General features: G+C 53.9%; 12 protein-coding genes and 5 pseudogenes. 11 read left to right on the top strand and 6 right to left on the bottom strand.

The genetic code is table 11. From position 1 onward, the window contains the following. Positions 1 to 11 precede the first annotated feature (11 nt). The 4 genes and pseudogenes from AC007G_RS25190 (at position 12) to AC007G_RS25175 (ending at position 5,419) form a co-directional block, all read left to right on the top strand. Positions 12 to 1,616 (top strand): ABC transporter substrate-binding protein, encoded by a 1,605-nt coding sequence (locus AC007G_RS25190; RefSeq protein WP_004152278.1) that lies wholly within the window; start codon positions 12 to 14, stop codon positions 1,614 to 1,616. 44 nt (positions 1,617 to 1,660) lie between these two features. Further along, positions 1,661 to 2,608, top strand: coding sequence for an acetamidase/formamidase family protein (locus AC007G_RS25185; RefSeq protein WP_032693994.1), 948 nt, complete (start codon positions 1,661 to 1,663; stop codon positions 2,606 to 2,608). 7 nt (positions 2,609 to 2,615) lie between these two features. Continuing rightward, positions 2,616 to 4,349: an ABC transporter ATP-binding protein gene (locus tag AC007G_RS25180; RefSeq protein ID WP_004118832.1), complete on the top strand. Its 1,734-nt coding sequence runs from the start codon at positions 2,616 to 2,618 to the stop codon at positions 4,347 to 4,349. A 375-nt stretch (positions 4,350 to 4,724) separates the two neighbouring features. Then, a pseudogene (locus tag AC007G_RS25175) lies at positions 4,725 to 5,419 on the top strand (IS1-like element IS1A family transposase). Positions 5,420 to 5,433: 14 nt separating this feature from the next. Here AC007G_RS25175 and AC007G_RS25170 read toward each other — a convergent pair. From AC007G_RS25170 to lacI, 4 genes and pseudogenes are all read right to left on the bottom strand, one after another. Continuing rightward, positions 5,434 to 5,574, bottom strand: a pseudogene (locus AC007G_RS25170) (maltose acetyltransferase domain-containing protein); the annotation flags it as partial. A 65-nt stretch (positions 5,575 to 5,639) separates the two neighbouring features. Beyond that, positions 5,640 to 6,893, bottom strand: coding sequence for a lactose permease (gene lacY / locus AC007G_RS25165; protein WP_003846917.1), 1,254 nt, complete (start codon positions 6,891 to 6,893; stop codon positions 5,640 to 5,642). 51 nt (positions 6,894 to 6,944) lie between these two features. Then, the gene (lacZ, locus tag AC007G_RS25160) at positions 6,945 to 10,019 is read right to left on the bottom strand and encodes a beta-galactosidase (RefSeq protein ID WP_032693908.1); all 3,075 of its coding nucleotides are present in this window, start codon (positions 10,017 to 10,019) and stop codon (positions 6,945 to 6,947) included. 121 nt (positions 10,020 to 10,140) lie between these two features. After that, positions 10,141 to 11,223, bottom strand: coding sequence for a DNA-binding transcriptional repressor LacI (gene lacI, locus AC007G_RS25155; protein ID WP_004152286.1), 1,083 nt, complete (start codon positions 11,221 to 11,223; stop codon positions 10,141 to 10,143). Positions 11,224 to 11,575: 352 nt separating this feature from the next. On the opposite strand from lacI, the pseudogene AC007G_RS25150 reads away from it, so the two are divergent. Next, positions 11,576 to 12,584, top strand: a pseudogene (locus AC007G_RS25150) (zinc-binding alcohol dehydrogenase family protein). Positions 12,585 to 12,943: 359 nt separating this feature from the next. Here AC007G_RS25150 and AC007G_RS25145 read toward each other — a convergent pair. After that, positions 12,944 to 14,671, bottom strand: a pseudogene (locus AC007G_RS25145) (Tn3 family transposase); the annotation flags it as partial. Positions 14,672 to 14,829: 158 nt separating this feature from the next. Between AC007G_RS25145 and AC007G_RS25140 the strand changes: the two are divergent. From AC007G_RS25140 to AC007G_RS25130, 3 genes are all read left to right on the top strand, one after another. After that, positions 14,830 to 15,408, top strand: coding sequence for a recombinase family protein (locus AC007G_RS25140; RefSeq protein ID WP_004206571.1), 579 nt, complete (start codon positions 14,830 to 14,832; stop codon positions 15,406 to 15,408). 175 nt (positions 15,409 to 15,583) lie between these two features. Continuing rightward, positions 15,584 to 16,789 (top strand): chromate efflux transporter, encoded by a 1,206-nt coding sequence (chrA, locus tag AC007G_RS25135; RefSeq protein WP_004206572.1) that lies wholly within the window; start codon positions 15,584 to 15,586, stop codon positions 16,787 to 16,789. A 10-nt stretch (positions 16,790 to 16,799) separates the two neighbouring features. Further along, the gene (locus tag AC007G_RS25130) at positions 16,800 to 17,105 is read left to right on the top strand and encodes a PadR family transcriptional regulator (RefSeq protein ID WP_004206574.1); all 306 of its coding nucleotides are present in this window, start codon (positions 16,800 to 16,802) and stop codon (positions 17,103 to 17,105) included. 128 nt (positions 17,106 to 17,233) lie between these two features. On the opposite strand, the pseudogene arsH reads toward AC007G_RS25130, so the two are convergent. Then, positions 17,234 to 17,854 (bottom strand): annotated as a pseudogene (arsH, locus tag AC007G_RS25125) (arsenical resistance protein ArsH); the annotation flags it as partial. A gap of 28 nt (positions 17,855 to 17,882) precedes the next feature. Between arsH and AC007G_RS25120 the strand changes: the two are divergent. The 3 genes from AC007G_RS25120 to arsC are packed head-to-tail and all read left to right on the top strand — an operon-like array spanning position 17,883 to position 19,915. Further along, positions 17,883 to 18,176 carry a metalloregulator ArsR/SmtB family transcription factor gene (locus AC007G_RS25120; protein ID WP_071993382.1) on the top strand — a complete coding sequence of 98 codons (294 nt, stop codon included), beginning with the start codon at positions 17,883 to 17,885 and terminating at the stop codon, positions 18,174 to 18,176. A gap of 11 nt (positions 18,177 to 18,187) precedes the next feature. After that, the gene (locus tag AC007G_RS25115) at positions 18,188 to 19,477 is read left to right on the top strand and encodes an arsenic transporter (RefSeq protein WP_032693943.1); all 1,290 of its coding nucleotides are present in this window, start codon (positions 18,188 to 18,190) and stop codon (positions 19,475 to 19,477) included. 12 nt (positions 19,478 to 19,489) lie between these two features. After that, the gene (gene arsC, locus AC007G_RS25110; RefSeq protein ID WP_023316432.1) at positions 19,490 to 19,915 is read left to right on the top strand and encodes a glutaredoxin-dependent arsenate reductase; all 426 of its coding nucleotides are present in this window, start codon (positions 19,490 to 19,492) and stop codon (positions 19,913 to 19,915) included. The last annotated feature ends 270 nt before the right edge of the window (positions 19,916 to 20,185 follow it).

Here is a 20,185-nt window from a genome sequence, read left to right as displayed (position 1 = left end):
AGGGGAAGATGATGAAAAATGCGTTATTGACAATGGCGGTGGCCGCGGCCTGTTTCTCTTATGGCGCGCAGGCTGACGAGAAGACCGGCGGCGATATCGTGGTGACCTACCAGAACGACGTGGCGACCCTCGATCCGGCCATTGGCTATGACTGGCAAAACTGGTCGATGATCAAAAGCCTGTTCGACGGCCTGATGGACTATCGTCCCGGCACCACCGAGTTGGTGAACGACCTGGCGGAGAGCTACGCCATTTCCGAGGACGGCAAGGTCTACACCTTTGTGCTACGCAAAGGGGTGAAATTCCACAACGGCCGCGAGGTCACGGCGGCGGACGTGAAATATTCTCTGGAACGCACAGTCAACCCGAAAACCCAAAGTCCGGGCGCCGGGTTCTTCAGTCCCATCGCGGGCTATGACGAGGAGGCCAGCGGTAAAAGCACGACCCTGAGCGGTATCGAGGTCGTCGACGATCATACGGTAAAAATCACTCTGAAAGAGCCCAACGCCACCTTCCTGCATGTGCTGGCGCTGAACTTTGCCTCGGTGGTTCCCCGTGAGGAGGTGGAGAAATGGGGCGCCGACTTCGGCAAGCATCCGGTCGGCAGCGGCGCGTTTGAGCTCCAGGAGTGGAAGCTGGGCCAGGAGCTGATCTTCCGCAAAAACCCGAACTACTTTAAAGCCGGCGTGCCGCGGCTGGATCACATAAAGTTCGAAATGGGACAGGATCCCTCGGTCGCTCTGCTGCGGCTGGAAAAAGGCGAAGTGGATATTGCCGGTGACGGCGTACCGCCCGCACAGTTTCTGTCGTTTAAAAACAACCCGGCCTATAAGGGCCTGATGGTCACCGGCGACCAGTTGCAGACCGGCTACGTGACGATGAAAACCACGCTGCCGCCTTTCGATAATCTCAAAGTCCGCCAGGCGGTGAACATGGCGGTCAACAAAGATCGCATCGTGCGCATCATTAATGGACGCGCGGCGCCGGCCAACCAGCCACTGCCACCCGCCATGCCCGGTTATGACAAGGCATATCAGGGTTTCAGCTACGACCCGGCAAAAGCGAAGCAACTGCTCAGCGAAGCGGGTTTCCCCAACGGTTTTGCTACCGAACTGTACGTGATGAATACCGATCCGCAGCCGCGTATCGCCCAGTCTATCCAGCAGGATCTGGCCAAAGTGGGCATCCACGCCAGCATCAAATCCCTGGCGCAGGCGAATGTGATTGCGGCGGGCGGCTCCGCCAGCCAAGCGCCGATGGTCTGGTCCGGCGGCATGGCGTGGATCGCCGATTTCCCGGATCCCTCCAACTTCTATGGCCCGATCCTCGGCTGCGCCGGGGCGGTAGAGGGCGGCTGGAACTGGGCGCGCTACTGCAACAAAGCGCTGGACGCGCAGGCGGCCGCGGCGGACAGCATGGTGAAACCCGACCAGCAGGACGCGCGCATTGAAGCCTGGCGCAAAATCTTCATCACTGCAATGGATGACGCGCCCTGGGTGCCGGTATTCAACGAGAAGCGCTACACCGTACATTCCGCACGCATGGGGGGCGAGGACGCGCTGTATGTCGATCCAGTGCATGTACCAGTCAACTACGACTATATCGGACTGAAATAATTTGATGGCGCCGGGACGGCGCCGCTGCTTAAAGGAGAGTCAGGATGTGCCAAAATTGTCTGGTGAAGACCATTCATCATGCTCAACATCATTTCGGCTGGGATAACAGCCTGAGCCCGGTCCTGCACGTAGCTTCCGGCAGCCAACTGGAGTTTCACTGCCTGGATGCGGCTAACGGCTGGTTCAACGCCGGTTCTACCGCAGCGGATATCCCAACGCTGCCGTTTGATAAGCTCAACCCGGTCAGTGGCCCGGTCTATGTGGAAGGCGCTCAGCCGGGCGATGCGCTAAAGGTGACGCTGGAATCCTTTCGTCCCAGCGGCTTTGGCTGGACTGCGAATATCCCGGGCTTCGGCCTGCTGGCCGATCAGTTTTCTGATCCGGCGCTGACGCTGTGGCAATATGACCGCCAAGGCTTAACCCCCTGCGCCTTTGGCCGATATGGCCGCGTACCGCTGAAACCCTTCGCCGGTACCCTCGGCGTCGCTCCCGCCGCCGCGGGCCATCATTCGGTGGTGCCGCCGCGCCGCGTGGGCGGCAATCTGGATATTCGCGATCTGGCCGCTGGCTGCACAATATGGCTACCGGTGGAAGTAGAAGGCGCGTTGTTTTCTATTGGTGACACCCACGCCGCGCAGGGCGATGGTGAAGTCTGCGGCACGGCGATTGAAAGCGCGATGGACGTGGTGGTGAAGCTGGAAGTGGTTAAAGATATGCCGCTGAAAACGCCGCGTTTCGCCACCCCTGGCCCAGTGACCCAACATCTGGATCGGCACGGCTACAGCGCCTTCACCGGCATTGGCCCTGACCTGATGACCGCCGCCCGCGACGCGGTAAGCTATACCATCGATGCGCTGTGCCGCGAACAAGGGATGTCGGCGGAAGAGGCCTATATGCTCTGCTCCGTGTGCGGCGATCTGCGCATCAGCGAAATCGTCGATCGGCCTAACTGGGTGGTGTCGTTCTATTTTCCCAACAGCGTGTTTAATTAGGAGCGTTATGTCAGCAGTCCTATTTCCGGCGCCGCTGCTCTCGGTCGAGCGCCTGTCGATCCAGTTTGGTACACAGCGGGTGGTGGATGACGTCAGCTTTGCGCTCTGGCCGGGAAAAACTCTGTGCATTGCCGGCGAGTCGGGCAGCGGTAAATCGCTGACTTCGCTGGCGATCATGGGTTTGCTTCCGGAGGAGGCACAGATTCCAGGCGGCGCGATTATTTTTGATAACCAGGATTTGCTCAGCCTGCCGGAGCGGCAAATGCAGCTGCTGCGCGGCAAGTCGGTTGCCATGATTTTTCAGGAACCGATGACCTCGCTCAATCCGCTGATGACGGTGGGCCAGCAGCTGGAAGAGACGCTGCAACGCCACGAAGTGCTGGGCCGCCGTGAACGGCGCAGCCGGGTCAGCACGATGCTGGACGCGGTCAAAATCAGTCATGTGGAGAAGCGCCTGCAACAGTATCCGCACGAGCTTTCCGGCGGTATGCGCCAGCGGGTGATGATCGCTATGGCAATGCTGTGCCAGCCACAGGTGCTGATTGCCGATGAGCCGACCACGGCCCTCGACGTCACTATTCAGGCGCAGATCCTCGAGTTGATGCGCGAACTGCAGCAGGCGTTTTCCACCAGCCTGCTGTTGATCACCCACGATATGGGAGTGGTGGCAGAAATGGCCGATGATGTGCTGGTCATGAGTCACGGCAAAATCATGGAGCAGGCTCCGGCAAAAACGCTGTTTACCTCGCCGCAGGCGGCTTATACCCGCCAGCTGTTGCAGGCGGTACCGGTGCTGGGCCAGGCGCCCGCGCTGGCGCCGGTCGAGGCGACGCGACCGTTGCTCAGCGTCCGCGACCTCAGCGTGCGCTTTCCGGTGCGCGGCGACGGCCTGCGCGTGCGTCGCGAAGTCCATGCCGTCGATGGCGTCAGCTTCGATCTTTTCCCCGGCGAGACGTTGGGCATCGTCGGTGAAAGCGGCTGCGGTAAATCGACGACGGCAAAAGCGCTGATGAATATGGTGCCATTTAGCGGCAGCGCGCAGCTTAACGGACAGGAGCTGCACGGCCTGAAGGACGAGGCGTTAAGAGCGGTACGCCGCGATTTGCAGATGGTGTTTCAGGATCCCTGGGCGGCGCTCAATCCGCGCAAAACTATTTTCGACCTGGTTGGGGAGCCGCTGCTGATTCATGAGCAGATGCCCGCAGTACAGCGCACGGAGCGGGTGGCGCAGCTATTGCAGCAGGTCGGCCTGCCAGCGGAAGCGATGCGGCGTTATCCGCACCAGTTTTCCGGCGGCCAGCGCCAGCGCATTTGCATTGCCCGCGCGCTGGCGCTGAACCCGAAAGTGATCATCGCCGATGAATCGGTTTCCGCGCTGGATGTTTCAGTACAGGCGCAGGTGCTGACGCTGCTGGAAGATTTGCGTCAGCGCTATCGGCTCAGCTATCTGTTTATTTCCCATGATATGGCGGTGGTGGAGCGCATCTGCCACCGGGTAGCGGTGATGTTTGGCGGCCAGCTCGTGGAGATCGGCCCACGAGATCGAGTGTTGCACCATCCGCAGCATCCTTATACTCAGCACTTGCTCAGCGCCGTTCCTATACCTGACGTTCAGCAAAGACGGCAACCCCGAGCCACCAGCGCAATGCCGATAAGACCAGAACCGATCAAACCCATCGGCTATCAGAGAGTACCGCAGCGCTTTACCGATTTTGGCGACGGGCACCTCGTCGCCTGCTGAACAAAAAAGCATTCAAACCGGCGGATTTCCGCCGGTGGCAACACTGTTGCCACACAACTCGACGAGAGGCCATTAAACTGGAAAAGTTAGCACATAGCAGGACATAGAGCCGGTCTAAAATGCCCTAAATGCAACGTACCGTATCTTTTATTGTTAGACAAAACCGGAGGTAAACATGCTTAAACCGTCTTCTCCCTAGTGGTGTGATCTCACCACGCGGGAATTCAGTAAACTGGATATGGCGAATATCGTCGCCGTACTACCTATTTGCGCCGTAGAACAACACGGAGCTCATCTGCCGGTTCGGGTGTTTGCTGCCATTAATGTGAAGTGGTTTACTGATTTAGTGTATGATGGTGTTTTTGAGGTGTTCCAGTGGCTTCTGTTTCTATCAGCTGTCCCTCCTGTTCAGCTACTGACGGGGTGGTGCGTAACGGCAAAAGCACTGCCGGACATCAGCGCTATCTCTGCTCTCACTGCCGTAAAACATGGCAACTGCAGTTCACTTACACCGCTTCTCAACCCGGTACGCACCAGAAAATCATTGATATGGCCATGAATGGTGTTGGATGCCGGGCAACCGCCCGCATTATGGGCGTTGGCCTCAACACGATTTTACGTCACTTAAAAACTCAGGCCGCAGTCGGTAACCTCGCGCATACAGCCGGGCAGTGACGTCATCGTCTGCGCGGAAATGGACGAACAGTGGGGCTATGTCGGGGCTAAATCGCGCCAGCGCTGGCTGTTTTACGCGTATGACAGGCTCCGGAAGACGGTTTGCGCACGTATTCGGTGAACGCACTATGGCGACGCTGGGGCGTCTTATGAGCCTGCTGTCACCCTTTGACGTGGTGATATGGATGACGGATGGCTGGCCGCTGTATGAATCCCGCCTGAAGGGAAAGCTGCACGTAATCAGCAAGCGATATACGCAGCGAATTGAGCGGCATAACCTGAATCTGAGGCAGCACCTGGCACGGCTGGGACGGAAGTCGCTGTCGCTCTCAAAATCGGTGGAGCTGCATGACAAAGTCATCGGGCATTATCTGAACATAAAACACTATCAATAAGTTGGAGTCATTACCCTTTTTTCAACTTCTGATGGATGCGAGTGATTGAACTCATACATTAATGTTTTCCCACGAAGTCTTTTTTCAGGTAAGCCTTCGCACATATCGGTAAATAGCTTGCCTGCTTTTATTTTTTCTGTCATCGACATGCTCATTTTTAACATTCCGTCCTGATAAGTTGGTCGGATAAGGCGCTCGCGCCGTATCCGACATTAATTTCTTAAGCGACTTCATTCACCTGGCGACGCAGCAGAGAAAGTGGGCCGGGGCCGCTAAGCGTGAACACGGAAATTAAGGTGAAGCCCAGCGCCACCAGACCCAGCACCAGGTAAGCGCCCTGGAAACCGATGCTTTCATACATATTGCCCGCCAGAATAGACATAAAAATCATCGCCAGTTGCTTAAAGAAGCAGAAACAGACCAGATAAATCGTCGCTGAAAAACGCACTTCAAACTGGCTGGTAATATATTTAAAGCAGCCCACCAGCAGGAACGGTACTTCAAACATATGCAGCGTTTTCAGAATAACCACTTCCAGTGCTGAGGTAGCGAACGATGAGCCAATAATACGTACTGACATAATAGTGCCAGCCAGCAGCAGGGCGTTTTTCCCACCGATGCGATTAATGATCAGTGGCGCAAAAAACATAATCGAGGCGTTAAGTAATTCGCCCATTGTTGTTACGTAGCCAAATACCCGCGTACCCTGTTCACCGGTAGCAAAGAACGAAGTAAAGAAATTAGCAAACTGTTGGTCAAAAACATCGTAGGTGCAGGAAACGCCAATAACATACAGTGACAAAAACCACAGTTTTGGCTGTCTGAACAGTTCCAGCGCCAGCTTAAGGCTAAATGCCGAATGGTTGGCACCTACCGCATTGGCAACCGTGGCAGAAGAGGGCGCATCCGTTTTGGCGAAAAAGAGTAAAACGGCGAGGATGAATGCACAGCCAGAACCCAGCCAGAAAACAAACTGATTATTGATGGTGAACATGATGCCGACAATCGAGGCACACAGCGCCCAGCCAACACAGCCAAACATCCGCGCGCGACCATATTCGAAATTACTGCGACGGCTGACTTTCTCGATAAATGCCTCTACTGCTGGCGCACCGGCGTTAAAACAAAAGCCTAGATAAATACCACCAACAATCGATCCTACTAAAATGTTATATTGTAACAGTGGCCCGAAGATAAAAATAAAGAACGGCGCAAACATCACTAACATGCCGGTAATAATCCACAGCAGGTATTTGCGCAGCCCGAGTTTGTCAGAAAGCAGACCGAACAGCGGTTGGAATAATAGCGAGAACAGAGAAATAGCGGCAAAAATAATACCCGTATCACTTTTGCTGATATGGTTGATGTCATGTAGCCAAATCGGGAAAAACGGGAAGTAGGCTCCCATGATAAAAAAGTAAAAGAAAAAGAATAAACCGAACATCCAAAAGTTTGTGTTTTTTAAATAGTACATAATGGATTTCCTTACGCGAAATACGGGCAGACATGGCCTGCCCGGTTATTATTATTTTTGACACCAGAGCAACTGGTAATGGTAGCTACCGGCGCTAAGGTGGAATTCCGCCGACACTGACGGGCTCCAGGAGTCGTCGCCACCAATCCCCATATGGAAACCGTCGATATTCAGCCATGTGCCTTCTTCCGCGTGCAGCAGATGGCGATGGCTGGTTTCCATCAGTTGCTGTTGACTGTAGCGGCTGATGTTGAACTGGAAGTCGCCGCGCCACTGGTGTGGGCCATAATTCAATTCGCGCGTCCCGCAGCGCAGACCGTTTTCGCTCGGGAAGACGTACGGGGTATACATGTCTGACAATGGCAGATCCCAGCGGTCAAAACAGGCCGCAGTAAGGCGGTCGGGATAGTTTTCTTGCGGCCCTAATCCGAGCCAGTTTACCCGCTCTGCTACCTGCGCCAGCTGGCAGGTCAGGCCAATCCGCGCCGGATGTGGCGTATTGCTCGCCACTTCAACATCAACGGTAATCGCCATTTGACCACTTCCATCAATCCGGTAGGTTTTCCGGCTGATAAATAAGGTTTTCCCCTGATGCTGCCACGCGTGGACCGTGGTAATCAGCACCGCGTCGGCAAGCGTATCTGCCGTGCACTGCAACAACGCTGCTTCGGCCTGGTAATGGCCCGCCGCCTTCCAGCGTTCGACCCAGGCGTTAGGGTCAATGCGGGTCGCTTCACTTACGCCAATGTCGTTATCCAGCGGTGCGCGGGTGAACTGATCGCGCAGCGGCGTCAGCAGTTGTTTTTTATCGCCAATCCACATCTGTGAAAGAAAGCCTGACTGGCGGTTAAATTGCCAACGCTTATTATCCAGCTCGATGCAAAAATCCGTTTCGCTGGTGGTCAGTTGCGGGATGGCGTGGGGCGCGGAGGGGAGTGTCACGCTGAGGTTTTCCGCCAGACGCCACTGCTGCCAGGCGCTGATGTGTCCGGCTGCTGACCATGTGGTCGCGTTCGGTTGCACTACGTGAACCGTTAGCCAGAGTTGTCCGGCGCTCTTCGGCTGCGGTAGTCCAGGCAGTTCAATCAACTGTTTACCTTGTGGAGCGACATCCAGAGGCACTTCACCGCTTGCCAGCGGCTTGCCATCCAGCGCCACCATCCAGTGCAGGAGCTCGTTATCGCTATGACGGAACAGGTATTCGCTGGTCACTTCGATGGTTCGCCCGGATAAACTGAACTGGAAAAACTGCTGCTGGTGTTTTGCTTCCGTCAGCGCCGGATGCGGCGTGCGGTCGGCAAAGACCAGACCGTTCATGCAGAACTGGCGATCATTCGGCGTATCGCCAAAATCACCGCCGTAAGCCGACCACGGATTGCCATTTTCATCATATTTAATCAGCGACTGATCCACCCAGTCCCAGACGAAGCCGCCCTGTAAACGGGGGTACTGACGAAACGCCTGCCAGTATTTAGCGAAGCCGCCAAGACTGTTACCCATCGCGTGGGCGTATTCGCAAAGGATCAGCGGGCGCGTCTCTCCAGGCAACGAAAGCCATTTTTTGATGGACCATTTCGGCACAGCCGGGAAGGGCTGGTCTTCATCCACGCGCGCGTACATCGGGCAAATAATATCGGTTGCGAAGGTGTCGGCTCCGCCGCCTTCATACTGTACCGGGCGGGAAGGATCGACAGATTTGATCCAGCGATAGAGTGCGTCGTGATTAGCGCCGTGGCCTGATTCATTCCCCAGCGACCAGATAATCACACTCGGGTGATTACGATCGCGCTGCACCATTCGCGTTACGCGTTCGCTCATCGCGGGTAGCCAGCGCGGATCATCGGTCAGACGATTCATTGGCACCATGCCGTGGGTTTCAATGTTGGCTTCATCCACCACATACAGGCCGTAGTGGTCGCACAGCGTGTACCACAGCGGATGGTTCGGATAATGCGAACAGCGCACGGCGTTAAAGTTGTTCTGCTTCATCAGCAGGATATCCTGCACCATCGTCTGCTCATCCATGACCTGACCATGCAGAGGATGATGCTCGTGACGGTTAACGCCGCGAATCAGCAACGGCTTGCCGTTCAGCAGCAGCAGACCATTTTCAATCCGCACCTCGCGGAAACCGACATCGCAGGCTTCTGCTTCAATCAGCGTGCCGTCGGCGGTGTGCAGTTCAACCACCGCACGATAGAGATTCGGGATTTCGGCGCTCCACAGTTTCGGGTTTTCGACGTTCAGACGTAGGGTGACGTGATCGGCATAACCACCACGCTCATCGATAATTTCACCGCCGAAAGGCGCGGTGCCGCTGGCGACCTGCGTTTCATCCTGCCACAAAGAAACCGTCACCCGCAGCTCATCGCGCAGCTCGCCGTACATCTGAACGTCTGCCTCCAGTACAGCGCGGCTGAAATCATCATTAAAGTGAGTGGCTACATGGAAATCGCTGATTTGCGTGCTCGGTTTATACAGCAACGAGACGTCACGGAAAATGCCGCTCATCCGCCACATATCCTGATCTTCCAGATAACTGCCGTCACTCCAGCGCAGCACCATCACCGCGAGGCGGTTTTCTCCGGCGTGTAAAAATGCGCTCAGGTCAAATTCAGACGGCAAACGACTGTCCTGTCCGTAACCGACCCAGCGCCCGTTGCACCACAAATGAAACGCCGAGTTAACACCATCAAAAATAATTCGCGTCTGGCCTTCCTGTAGCCAGCTTTCATCAATATTAAATGTGAGCGAGTAACAACCTGTCGGATTCTCCGTGGGAACATACGGCGGATTGACCGCAATGGGATAGGTCACGTTGGTGTAGATAGGCGCATCGTAACCGTGCATCTGCCAGTTTGAGGGGACGATGACAGTATCGGCGTCAGGAAGATCGCGCTCCAGCCAGCTTTCTGGTACCGCTTCTGGTGCCGGAAACCAGGCAAAGCGCCATTCACCATTCAGGCTGCGCGACTCTTGGGAAGGGCGATCGGTGCGAGCCTCTTCGCTATTACGCCAGCTGGCGAAAGGGGGATGTGCCGCAAGGCGATTAAGTTGGGTAACGCCAGGGTTTTCCCAGTCACGACGTTGTAATACGACGGCCAGTGAATCCGTAATCATTGTCATAGTTGTATCCTGTGTGAATTGTTATCCGCTCACATTTTCGCATAACATACGAGCCGGACACACAGAGTGTAAAGCCTGGGGTGCCTAATGAGTGAGCTGACTCACATTAATTGCGTTGCGCTCACTGCCCGCTTTCAAGTCGGGAAACTTGTCGTGCCAGCTGCATTAAGGAATCTGCCAACGTGCGGGGAGAGGTAGTTTGCGTATTGGGCGGTAGGGTGGTTTTTCTTTTCACCAGTGAGACGGGCAACAGCTGATTGCTCTTCACCGCCTGGCCCTGAGACAGTTTCAGCAAGCGGTCCACGCTAGTTTTCCCCAGCAGGCGAAAATCCTGTTTGATGGTGGTTAACGGCGGGATATAACACGAGCTGTCTTCGGTATCGTCGTATCCCACTACCGAGATATCCGCACCAACGCGCAGCCCGGACTCGGTAATAGCGCGCATTGCGCCCAGCGCCATCTGATCGTTGGCAACCAGCATCGCAGTGGGAACGATGCCCTCATTCAGCATTTGCATAGTTTGTTGAAAACCGGACATGGCACTCCAGTCGCCTTCCCGTTCCGCTATCGGATGAATTTGATTGCGTGTGAGATATTTATGCCAGTCCGCCAGACGCAGACGCGCCGAGACAGAACTTAATGGACCGGCTAACAACGCGATTTGCTGGTGACCCAATGCGATCAGATGCTCCACGCCCAGTCGCGTACCGTCTTCATGGGAAAAAATAATACTGTTGATGGGAGTCTGGTCAGAGACATCAAGAAATAGGGCCGGAACATTAGCGCAGGCAGCTTCCACAGCAATGGCATCCTCGTCATCCAGCGGATAGTTAATGATCAGACCACTGACGCGTTGCGCGAGAAGGTTATGTACCGCCGCTTTACAGGCTTCGACGCTGCTTCGTTCTACCATCGACACCACCACGCTGGCACCCAGTTGATCGGCGCGAGATTTAATCGCCGCGACAATTTGCGACGGCGCGTGCAGGGCCAGACTGGAGGTAGCAACGCCAATCAGCAACGACTGTTTGCCCGCCAGTTGTTGTGCCACGCGGTTGGGAATGTAGTTCAGCTGCGCCATCGCCGCTTCCACCTTTTCCCGCGTTTTCGCAGAGACGTGGCTGGCCTGGTTCACCACGCGGGAAACGGTCTGATAAGAGACACCGGCATACTCTGCGACATCGTATAGCGTTACTGGTTTCACATTTACCACCCTGAATTGACTCTCTTCGGGTGCTATCATGCCATACCACGAAATGTTTTGCGCCATTCGGAGGGGGCACGCCGAAGTGAGATTCAAAATGCCGACGTCAGTTCACAGGTGGGTAATGATACCAACGTGTTGATTTCGTATTTTCACTGACACCAGGATCATCCTGATGTTACAAGGATTGAATGACTACAGATTAAAATAGTCATCAACAGGTTGACAGCATTACCCAGCGCCCGCTTTCCGCGTATTTTTCGATTTGCACTGCCGGGGGCACTGGCGGGTATCGCGTTCCGCACACTTTTACATTTATTTATCTGGTGACTGACCTTTTTAAGGAGACAGAATGAAAGCCGTTGGTTTCTGGCAACCCGGGAAAGTACATCCGTTATTGAAGATTTGTCGCTTCCCCACCCATCCATGCCCAAGGGCGTGATCTTTTGATCAGAGTCAGGGCGGTCGCGGTTAACCCACGGGACCTGAAAAGCCGGCGAAACATCAGTCCCTCTGCAGGCAATCCGGTAGTTATGGGATACGACGCTTCCGGTGTTGTTGAAGCAACCGGACCAGATGTGACGCTGTTCAGGCCAGGTGACCACGTTTTCTATGCCGGTGTGCTCGATCGCCAGGGAGCCAACGCAGAGTTTCAGCTGGTTGACGAACGCATTACGGGGATAAAGCCGGCAGCACTAAGTTTTGAAGCTGCAGCGTCGGTTCCTCTGACCGGTCTGACAGCCTGGGAAATGTTATTTGATCGTCTGCAGTTGTCAGTGAACGGAGATGCTGATCAGACCCTGTTGATGCTTGGCGGTGCGGGCGGAGTCCCTTGTATGGCTATACAGCTTGCCCGCACTCTGAGTCGGGTGAACATCATCGGGACTGCCTCCCGGCAGGAGAGTGTCAGAGCGGTTCGCGGGTTTGGTGCGCATTATGTCCTGGATCATTCATGTGCGCTTGCGCCACAGGTTGCCAGCCTTGCTGGACTCCCTCCCATTACCCGGATTTTCTCAACGTACACCACGCCATCTGCCTGGGAAAATATGGCCGAAATTATTGCCCCACAAGGCCGTATCGGACTCATCGACGACCCTGAACCACTGGATCTGCGTTTGATCAAATTTAAGAGCGTTTCTGTTCACTGGGAGGCAATGTTTACCCGCCCCATGCATGCTACTGCGGACATGTCTAAACAGCATGATATTCTTAACAAACTCTCATGCATGCTGGATTCCGGTAAGCTCAAACCTCCGTTGCTGGCAGAGTATGGCAGGCTGAATGCTAAAGCACTTCGCCGGGCTCATGAGGACATGGAAAATAAAAATGTGAACGGGAAAATTGTTTTTTCAGGGTTCTGATGAACAGGCCTGTCAGAGTAAAAAAAGATTCGGGTTCAGCACAATGCTGAATTCTGTCTGGCTATAGAGTAAGAATCGTACCGGAATTGAGCATTTACCCTCAGTACCTGCGGATGAAAAAGCAGTCTGCCCTGACATACTGAACAATCCCTTCTCATAAGATGCCTCTCTTTTGCTGTTTAAAGAGCTGAGCAGTCCGGGCGGAGACTGACCTCGTTCCGCTTTCCAAGCGACCCCCTTGTTGAAAGTGCGACAAAAGAGATAGGGCGAATGACTATACTTCGCTCATAGCTGCCCGCCATGCCAGCTCAAAAAACAGGCTTAACGTAGGATATTTCCCGTTTTCCAAGCGGCCCCCTTTTAGGGTGAGGGAGCATGCCATAAACCAGATCGCCAAAAGGGGATGCTGCTGAAGGGACACTGTTATCCAGCGGGGTAATTTTCACGCCTTTATCCGATATATCAACATCGGGTAAATCACCGGCCAGCGCCATCGCGTTAACTTCTTCCAGACGCGATGCAAGAAGCGTCAAACGGCTCTTGATGTATTCATGGCAATCGGCCGGAACAGCAAGGGGTAACTGGTTATCCCGGAGTGATTTTTCAAAATCGTCTGACGGGATCAGATAATCATCGAAATTCCTGTAGCGGCGTGACCCCTTTACCCAGGTGTCACCTGAACGTAAGGCTCCCTTCAGTTCATTCAGCACGCAAAATTCGTAATATTTTCGGTCAATGCCGGTGGGGGTGATCACAACCTTTCTCCAGCTTTCCGGGATGAACCCGATTGGCGCGGAAGGCGGTACTTTTCGGAGTTGTTTTCTATACATATCTCTGACGGTATCCAATGCGTCACTGAGCTGCATTGCGGCGGGTGCAGCCCTGAACTGCAACACGGACAGCATCCGGGGGGCGTATTTACGCAGCGTACTGTATTTTTCTGTGATCAGATGCAACGGGTCGAAGTTGTCCTTACGTGACAGGAACCGCGTCTCTTCCACGCTGTTGATGAATTCCTGCCAGGGAAGGACGTCTTCTATTGCGGCCCAGGGATCTTCCCCGGACTCTCTGGCGTTAAGTAATGCCTGTCCGACGGTAACGTATTGCTTCAGTTTACTCTGAATCAGCTTTCCCGTTTGCTGGAGCCGCTCGGCCTGAGTACGTTTTGCCCTGCTGAACAGACTACTCAGAATACGCTCGTGCAGATCAATAACTTCGTCAGTCAGGGTGGATCTGGCCTCCGATATGATACAAACCAGCGAGGCATAACGGCGAACATCCGTGAATCTTGCCAGATCCCGGCTACTCATTTTCCTGCCTTCGCGTGCGAGTTTCAGGAGTCGGTTCTGGTGAACGGAAAGTGCAATGCCGTCAGGGAGTGCCAGCGACTCAATCGCATTTAACCGGTCGATATGTTGCAGGACATTTTTACCATTAATTTTTCCCGGAGGCTGGAGCAGCCAGGCCAGCCGTGAAGGTTGCTCACCCTCAGATACCAACAGACGGTCCAGTGCCGCTTTATGCCCTGGTTCAAGCTGCGCGGTAAGCGCAGAAAAAACCGCCCTGTCGGCAAGTGTTGTTGCTTCGGCCAGGGTTCGTTCGATCACTTCAACAGAGGGGAAAATAACCTTATTATTGTGGAGCCAGGAGAGCATTTCCTCCGCAAGTAAAAAACCTCTGTCTGTCCGCATGGCGTGGGGATAAAGGTGGCGAATACAGGTTTTTTGCAGCGCCCGGTTAAAAGGGGATAATTCCAGGTAGCGGTAGAGTTCAGCCAGATGTTCCCAGCGGGTGACCTCTCTTGATGCATACTCGGCCCACAAATCAGACTGGACTTTCAAATGAGCCGCCAGCCTGAAGACAACACAGTCGTGAGGTGAAATACTTTTGTCGGGAGGAAACCCTAGTCCTCGCAAATAACAGAGTAAAACTGCAAAGCCCAGACGGTTAGCTGGCCTGCGGTGTTTATTAATGAGCGCGAGGTCATGTTCACTCAGAAAGCACATGCGCGTCAGAAATACGTCATCATCTGGCACAATCAACAAGCGTTCTTTTTCTTCACTACTGAGTATTTGTCTCCGTGGCATAAATGCTTCCCCTGCACATAGTTCATTAAAGTTATCATTCGCACTGACCGAAACCGGTCGGTTTCGTACGCCTCGCAAACAATATGTCCGAAAGTCAGCGAAATTTGTTTCGTACATACGTTATAATTCGGACACCCTTTGCGTACGGAAAGTTTCCTATGTCACGAGTTTTTGCCTACTGTCGGGTCTCCACTCTGGAACAGAATACAGAAAATCAGCGCCATGAAATTGAAGCGGCGGGTTTTGCCATCAGACCCCAGCGGCTGATTGAGGAACATATAAGTGGTTCGGTTGCTGCCAGCGAAAGACCAGGGTTCATCCGGTTGCTTGATCGAATGGAAAGCGGTGACGTATTGATTGTCACCAAACTTGACCGACTCGGCCGTAATGCGATGGATATCCGAAAAACAGTTGAACAACTGGCTACTTTAGATATCCGTGTTCATTGTCTCGCTCTCGGAGGTGTGGATTTAACCAGCCCGGCCGGAAAAATGACTATGCAGGTGATTTCAGCTGTGGCTGAGTTTGAGAGGGATCTGCTGATTGAACGCACACATTCAGGGATTTCTCGGGCAAGATCAGCCGGGAAACGCTTCGGTCGTCCGCCCATCTTGAGCGAGGAGCAAAAAAAAATAGTGTCAGAGCGCCTTAATTCCGGGGCCAGTATCAGTGCGGTTGCCAGAGAATTTAATACCACCCGGCAAACCATACTCCGGGTAAAAGCAGGACAGCAATAATACTGAATGTGAATAAAGCCCATAACTGGCCAGGCAGTTGAAACTGTTCTTGAAGTAAACATCTGGAAAGCATGAAACATCATTCTATCCACAGGGAGCAGTGGCTATTATAATCGAATTTCGATAACGAAATTCGATTATAATAGCCACTAAAACCAGCAATCAGGATCTGACCATGAACGATACTGCCAGGAATGATCACAGCCCCTGGGCTGTCTTTCTGATTTTCTTCCGACTTGGCCTGACATCCTTCGGCGGCCCAATTGCCCATCTGGGTTACTTCCGCGATGAGTTTGTGACGCGACGGCAGTGGTTGACCGAGCGCAGCTATGCAGATTTGGTCGCTCTGTGCCAGTTCCTTCCGGGACCAGCAAGCAGTCAGGTTGGTATAGCGCTCGGGCTGTCCCGGGCCGGTTATACCGGGGCGCTGGCAGCATGGGCCGGCTTCACGCTACCGTCAGCAGTTGCACTGATCCTGTTTGCGCTGGGGATGACCAGTTACGGGGATGTGATGCCCTCTGGTGTATTGCATGGGCTGAAAGTGGTAGCCGTTGCGGTGGTCGCGCAAGCTGTATGGGGCATGGCCCGAAATCTTTGCCCGGATATACCGCGTATTACTGTCATGGCAGTGGCAACCTGCTTTGTGCTTCTTGTGCCATCGGCCTGGGGACAGGTGGGAGTAATCGTCACTGCGGCTGTCACTGGCATGTTACTGTTCAAACCTCAGCAGACGACGGTACATGATCCGCTGCCCGTTTCAATACGGCGTCGCGTCGGATTGTTCTGGCTCACGCTGTTCTTTGTGCTACTGACAGGGTTACCATTGCTGACGGCGATATTCCCAAATCCGACGCTGTTAATGGTAGAAACTTTCTACCGGACCGGATCACTGGTTTTTGGTGGCGGGCATGTCGTGCTGCCATTACTGCAGACTGAAGTCGTTCCTTCTGGCTGGGTCAGCACTGATACATTCCTGGCTGGCTACGGCGCTGCCCAGGCCGTTCCTGGACCGTTGTTCACTTTTGCAGCCTTTCTCGGGGCTTCGATGAACCAGGTGCCTTCTGGCTGGCTGGGTGGTCTGGTTTGTCTGCTGGCAATTTTCGCACCGTCCTTCCTTCTGATTGTGGGAGCATTGCCGTTCTGGGAAAGTCTGCGCCGCAATATCCGTACACAAGCAGCGTTGCAGGGTATTAATGCAGCCGTAGTTGGCCTTCTGCTGGCAGCTCTCTATCAACCAGTATGGACGAGCGCAGTTCTCGCTCCGCAAGATTTCGGCCTTGCCCTTGTGGCACTGGTCGCTCTGATGTTCTGGAAACTGCCGCCGTGGCTGGTCGTAGTGAGTTGCGGTGTTGCGGGTTGGTTGTTGAGTTTAGCACTGTGAGGTTCCGGGCGTGACCGACAAAGATCTTTACGGCGGGATGATCCGTTTGCACATCCTGCATCATGCAGCCAAAGAACCCGTCTTTGGTCTGGGCATCATTGAGGAATTGCGACACCACGGTTATCAACTCAGCCCGGGTACCCTGTATCCGATGCTGCACGGTATGGAAAAGAAGGGGTATCTCACCTCACGACATGTTCAGGCCGGTCGACGAAGTCGGCGAGTATATGAAATCACCGGACAAGGGCACATAGCGCTAACGGACGCCAGAAACAGGGTGAAAGAGCTGTTCGGTGAACTTGTTGAAGGCAAATGATATGCCTATGGTTTTAGTCCGGTCTGCCGTCTTCTGAAAACGACAGACACATGTAAGATTATCCGCTGCCTGGCAGAAGGAGACTTTGTGAAAACGCTCATGGTGTGTATTTATACGATCAGAAGGCGTTATATTTTTTCCTGATTGACGCGGTACGAAAGTTCCTGATGACTCTCTTTTCGTTCGCTGTAGCGATCTGCAAGGTAGCTGGTTTGTCCCCTGAGCAGCAACGTAATTTTAAACAACTCCTCTGCGACATCTACGATACGGTCGTACCATGAGGACGGCTTCATCCTTCCGTTCTCATCAAATTCCTGCCAGGCTTTCGCCACCGAGGACTGGTTGGGAATTGTGAACATCCGCATCCAGCGGCCCAGAATGCGCATCTGGTTCACGGCATTGAAGGACTGCGAACCGCCGCAAACCTGCATCACTGCAAGTGTCTTGCCCTGCGAAGGACGAACCGCGCCTTCACTCAACGGTATCCAGTCGATCTGCGCCTTCATCACCGCGCTCATAGCCCCGTGCCGTTCCGGCGAGCTCCACACCATCCCGTCACACCATCTGACCAGCCCGCGTAGCTCGGAGACTTTAGGGTGCGTATCCGGGGCATCATCCGGCAGGGGTAAACCGGAGGGGTTAAAGAATTTCACCTCCGCGCCCATCGCCGTCAGCAGGCGACCTGCTTCCTCCGCGGCAAAGCGACTGTAGGAGCGCTCCCTTACTGAGCCATACAGGATCAGAATCCTGTCGGATGAAACACGGCTAGCCATCGTCATGCTTCTCCGTGAGTCCGGAGAATTGTGCGTCTGCGATATCTGCGTTGCCACCTCCGAATCGCAGCCCAAAATTTCGCGACATATGGCTATCCTTCGCGAGGCTGATCTGGTTCTTGACCGTCGGGAAGGCAAATGGATCCACTATCGTCTGTCACCCCATATTCCGGCGTGGGCAGCAGAGACAATCACGACGACCTGGCAGTGTCTGCGCGAGGATGTACGTGAATGGCTGGACAAATCAGCCTGCACCTCCTGCTCAGGCAGGAAAACATATTTACAAAATCATATATGATGGGGTCTGAGATGCTTTTGGCAGGGAGTATATTTTTACTGACGCTGGTACTGGTGATCTGGCAACCCAGAGGCCTGAGTATTGGCTGGAGCGCGAGTATCGGGGCTGTGCTGGCGCTGGGAACCGGTGTCATCCATATCGCTGATATTCCCGTTGTCTGGAATATCGTCTGGAACGCGACAGCGGCATTTATTGCGGTCATCATCATCAGCCTGCTGCTCGATGAGTCCGGCTTCTTTGAATGGGCCGCACTGCACGTCTCCCGCTGGGGTAACGGACGTGGCCGCCTGCTGTTCACCTGGATAGTCTTGCTCGGTGCCGCTGTTGCTGCTTTGTTCGCCAATGATGGCGCCGCGCTGATCCTGACGCCGATTGTGATTGCGATGCTGCTCGCACTGGGGTTCAGCCAGGGCACGACACTGGCCTTTGTCATGGCTGCAGGATTTATTGCAGATACGGCCAGCCTGCCACTCATTGTTTCTAACCTGGTGAATATCGTCTCGGCGGACTTCTTCGATCTGGGCTTTACGCAGTACGCCTCCGTTATGATCCCCGTGGATGCGGCAGCGATTGCGGCCACGCTGATCATGCTGCATCTCTTCTTCCGCAGGGATATTCCGGCAACGTATGACGTTTCGCTGCTGAAGACGCCTGGCAGTGTGATAAAGGATGCGGCAACGTTCAGGGCGGGCTGGATTGTCCTGTTATTGCTGCTTGTCGGTTTCTTCGTTCTGGAGCCGCTGGGGATCCCTGTCAGCGCGATAGCAGCTGCTGGCGCAGCAGTACTGTTTATCGTGGCGAAAAGAGGTCATGGCATCAACACAGGGAAAGTCCTGCGCAGTGCGCCATGGCAGATCGTGATTTTTTCGCTGGGCATGTACCTGGTGGTCTATGGCCTGCGCAATGCCGGGCTCACGGAGTATCTGTCTGGTGTACTGAACCTGCTGGCAGAAAAGGGGTTATGGGCAGCAACGTTCGGCACCGGCTTCCTGACCGCGTTCCTGTCGTCGGTGATGAACAATATGCCGACGGTGCTGATTGGCGCGCTGTCGATTGACGGGAGTACGGCGACTGGCGTCGTCAAAGAGGCAATGATTTATGCCAACGTGATTGGCTACGATTTAGGCCCGAAAATCACCCCGATTGGCAGTCTGGCAACCCTGCTTTGGCTGCATGTGCTTGCCCAGAAAAATATAACGATCACCTGGGGTTATTACTTCCGCACGGGCATTATCATGACTCTGCCCGTGCTGTTTGTCACTCTGGCCGCGCTGGCGTTGCGGCTTTCCATCACTTTGTAATGAGATAAAGATATGAGCAACATTACCATCTATCACAACCCGGCCTGCGGCACTTCACGCAACACGCTGGAGATGATCCGTAACAGCGGTAACGAACCGACCATTATTTATTATCTCGATACGCCACCGACCCGTGATGAGCTGATTAAACTTATTTCAGATATGGGAATTACGGTGCGTGCATTGCTGCGTAAGAATGTTGAGCCTTATGAACACCTGGGCCTTGATGAAGAGAAATTCAGTGATGAGCAGTTGATTGATTTTATGCTTCAACATCCGATCCTGATTAATCGGCCGGTAGTCGTTACGCCGCTTGGCACTCGTCTTTGCCGCCCTTCAGAAATAGTGCTGGATATTCTACCTGAAGGTCAGAAAGGAGCGTTTACCAAAGAGGACGGCGAAAAGGTCATTGACGAAACGGGGAAGCGGGTTAAGTAACCTGTTTTTTTCGTCTCATTTTTATCGTATTCGGGTGTCTGTCTGTACCATGCAGACGCTCGCTTTTTGTAATGCCAGCTAAAGAAACAGGCTTAACGTAGGATATTTTCCGTTTTCCAAGCGGACCCCAGTTTAGACCTGATGGGATGTTATACTTTGGTAGGTAATTGATTTACAACAGTGATGTTATGTTTAAAATGATGAAAATATTAAGTAGTCTGCAGTAAATGTCCGCTCATAGATTATATCGGGGAAATGAGCGGTGTGTGA

Source organism: Klebsiella sp. CSG-1 (assembly GCF_056521145.1).
This window is presented reverse-complemented; position numbering and strand designations above follow the sequence as displayed.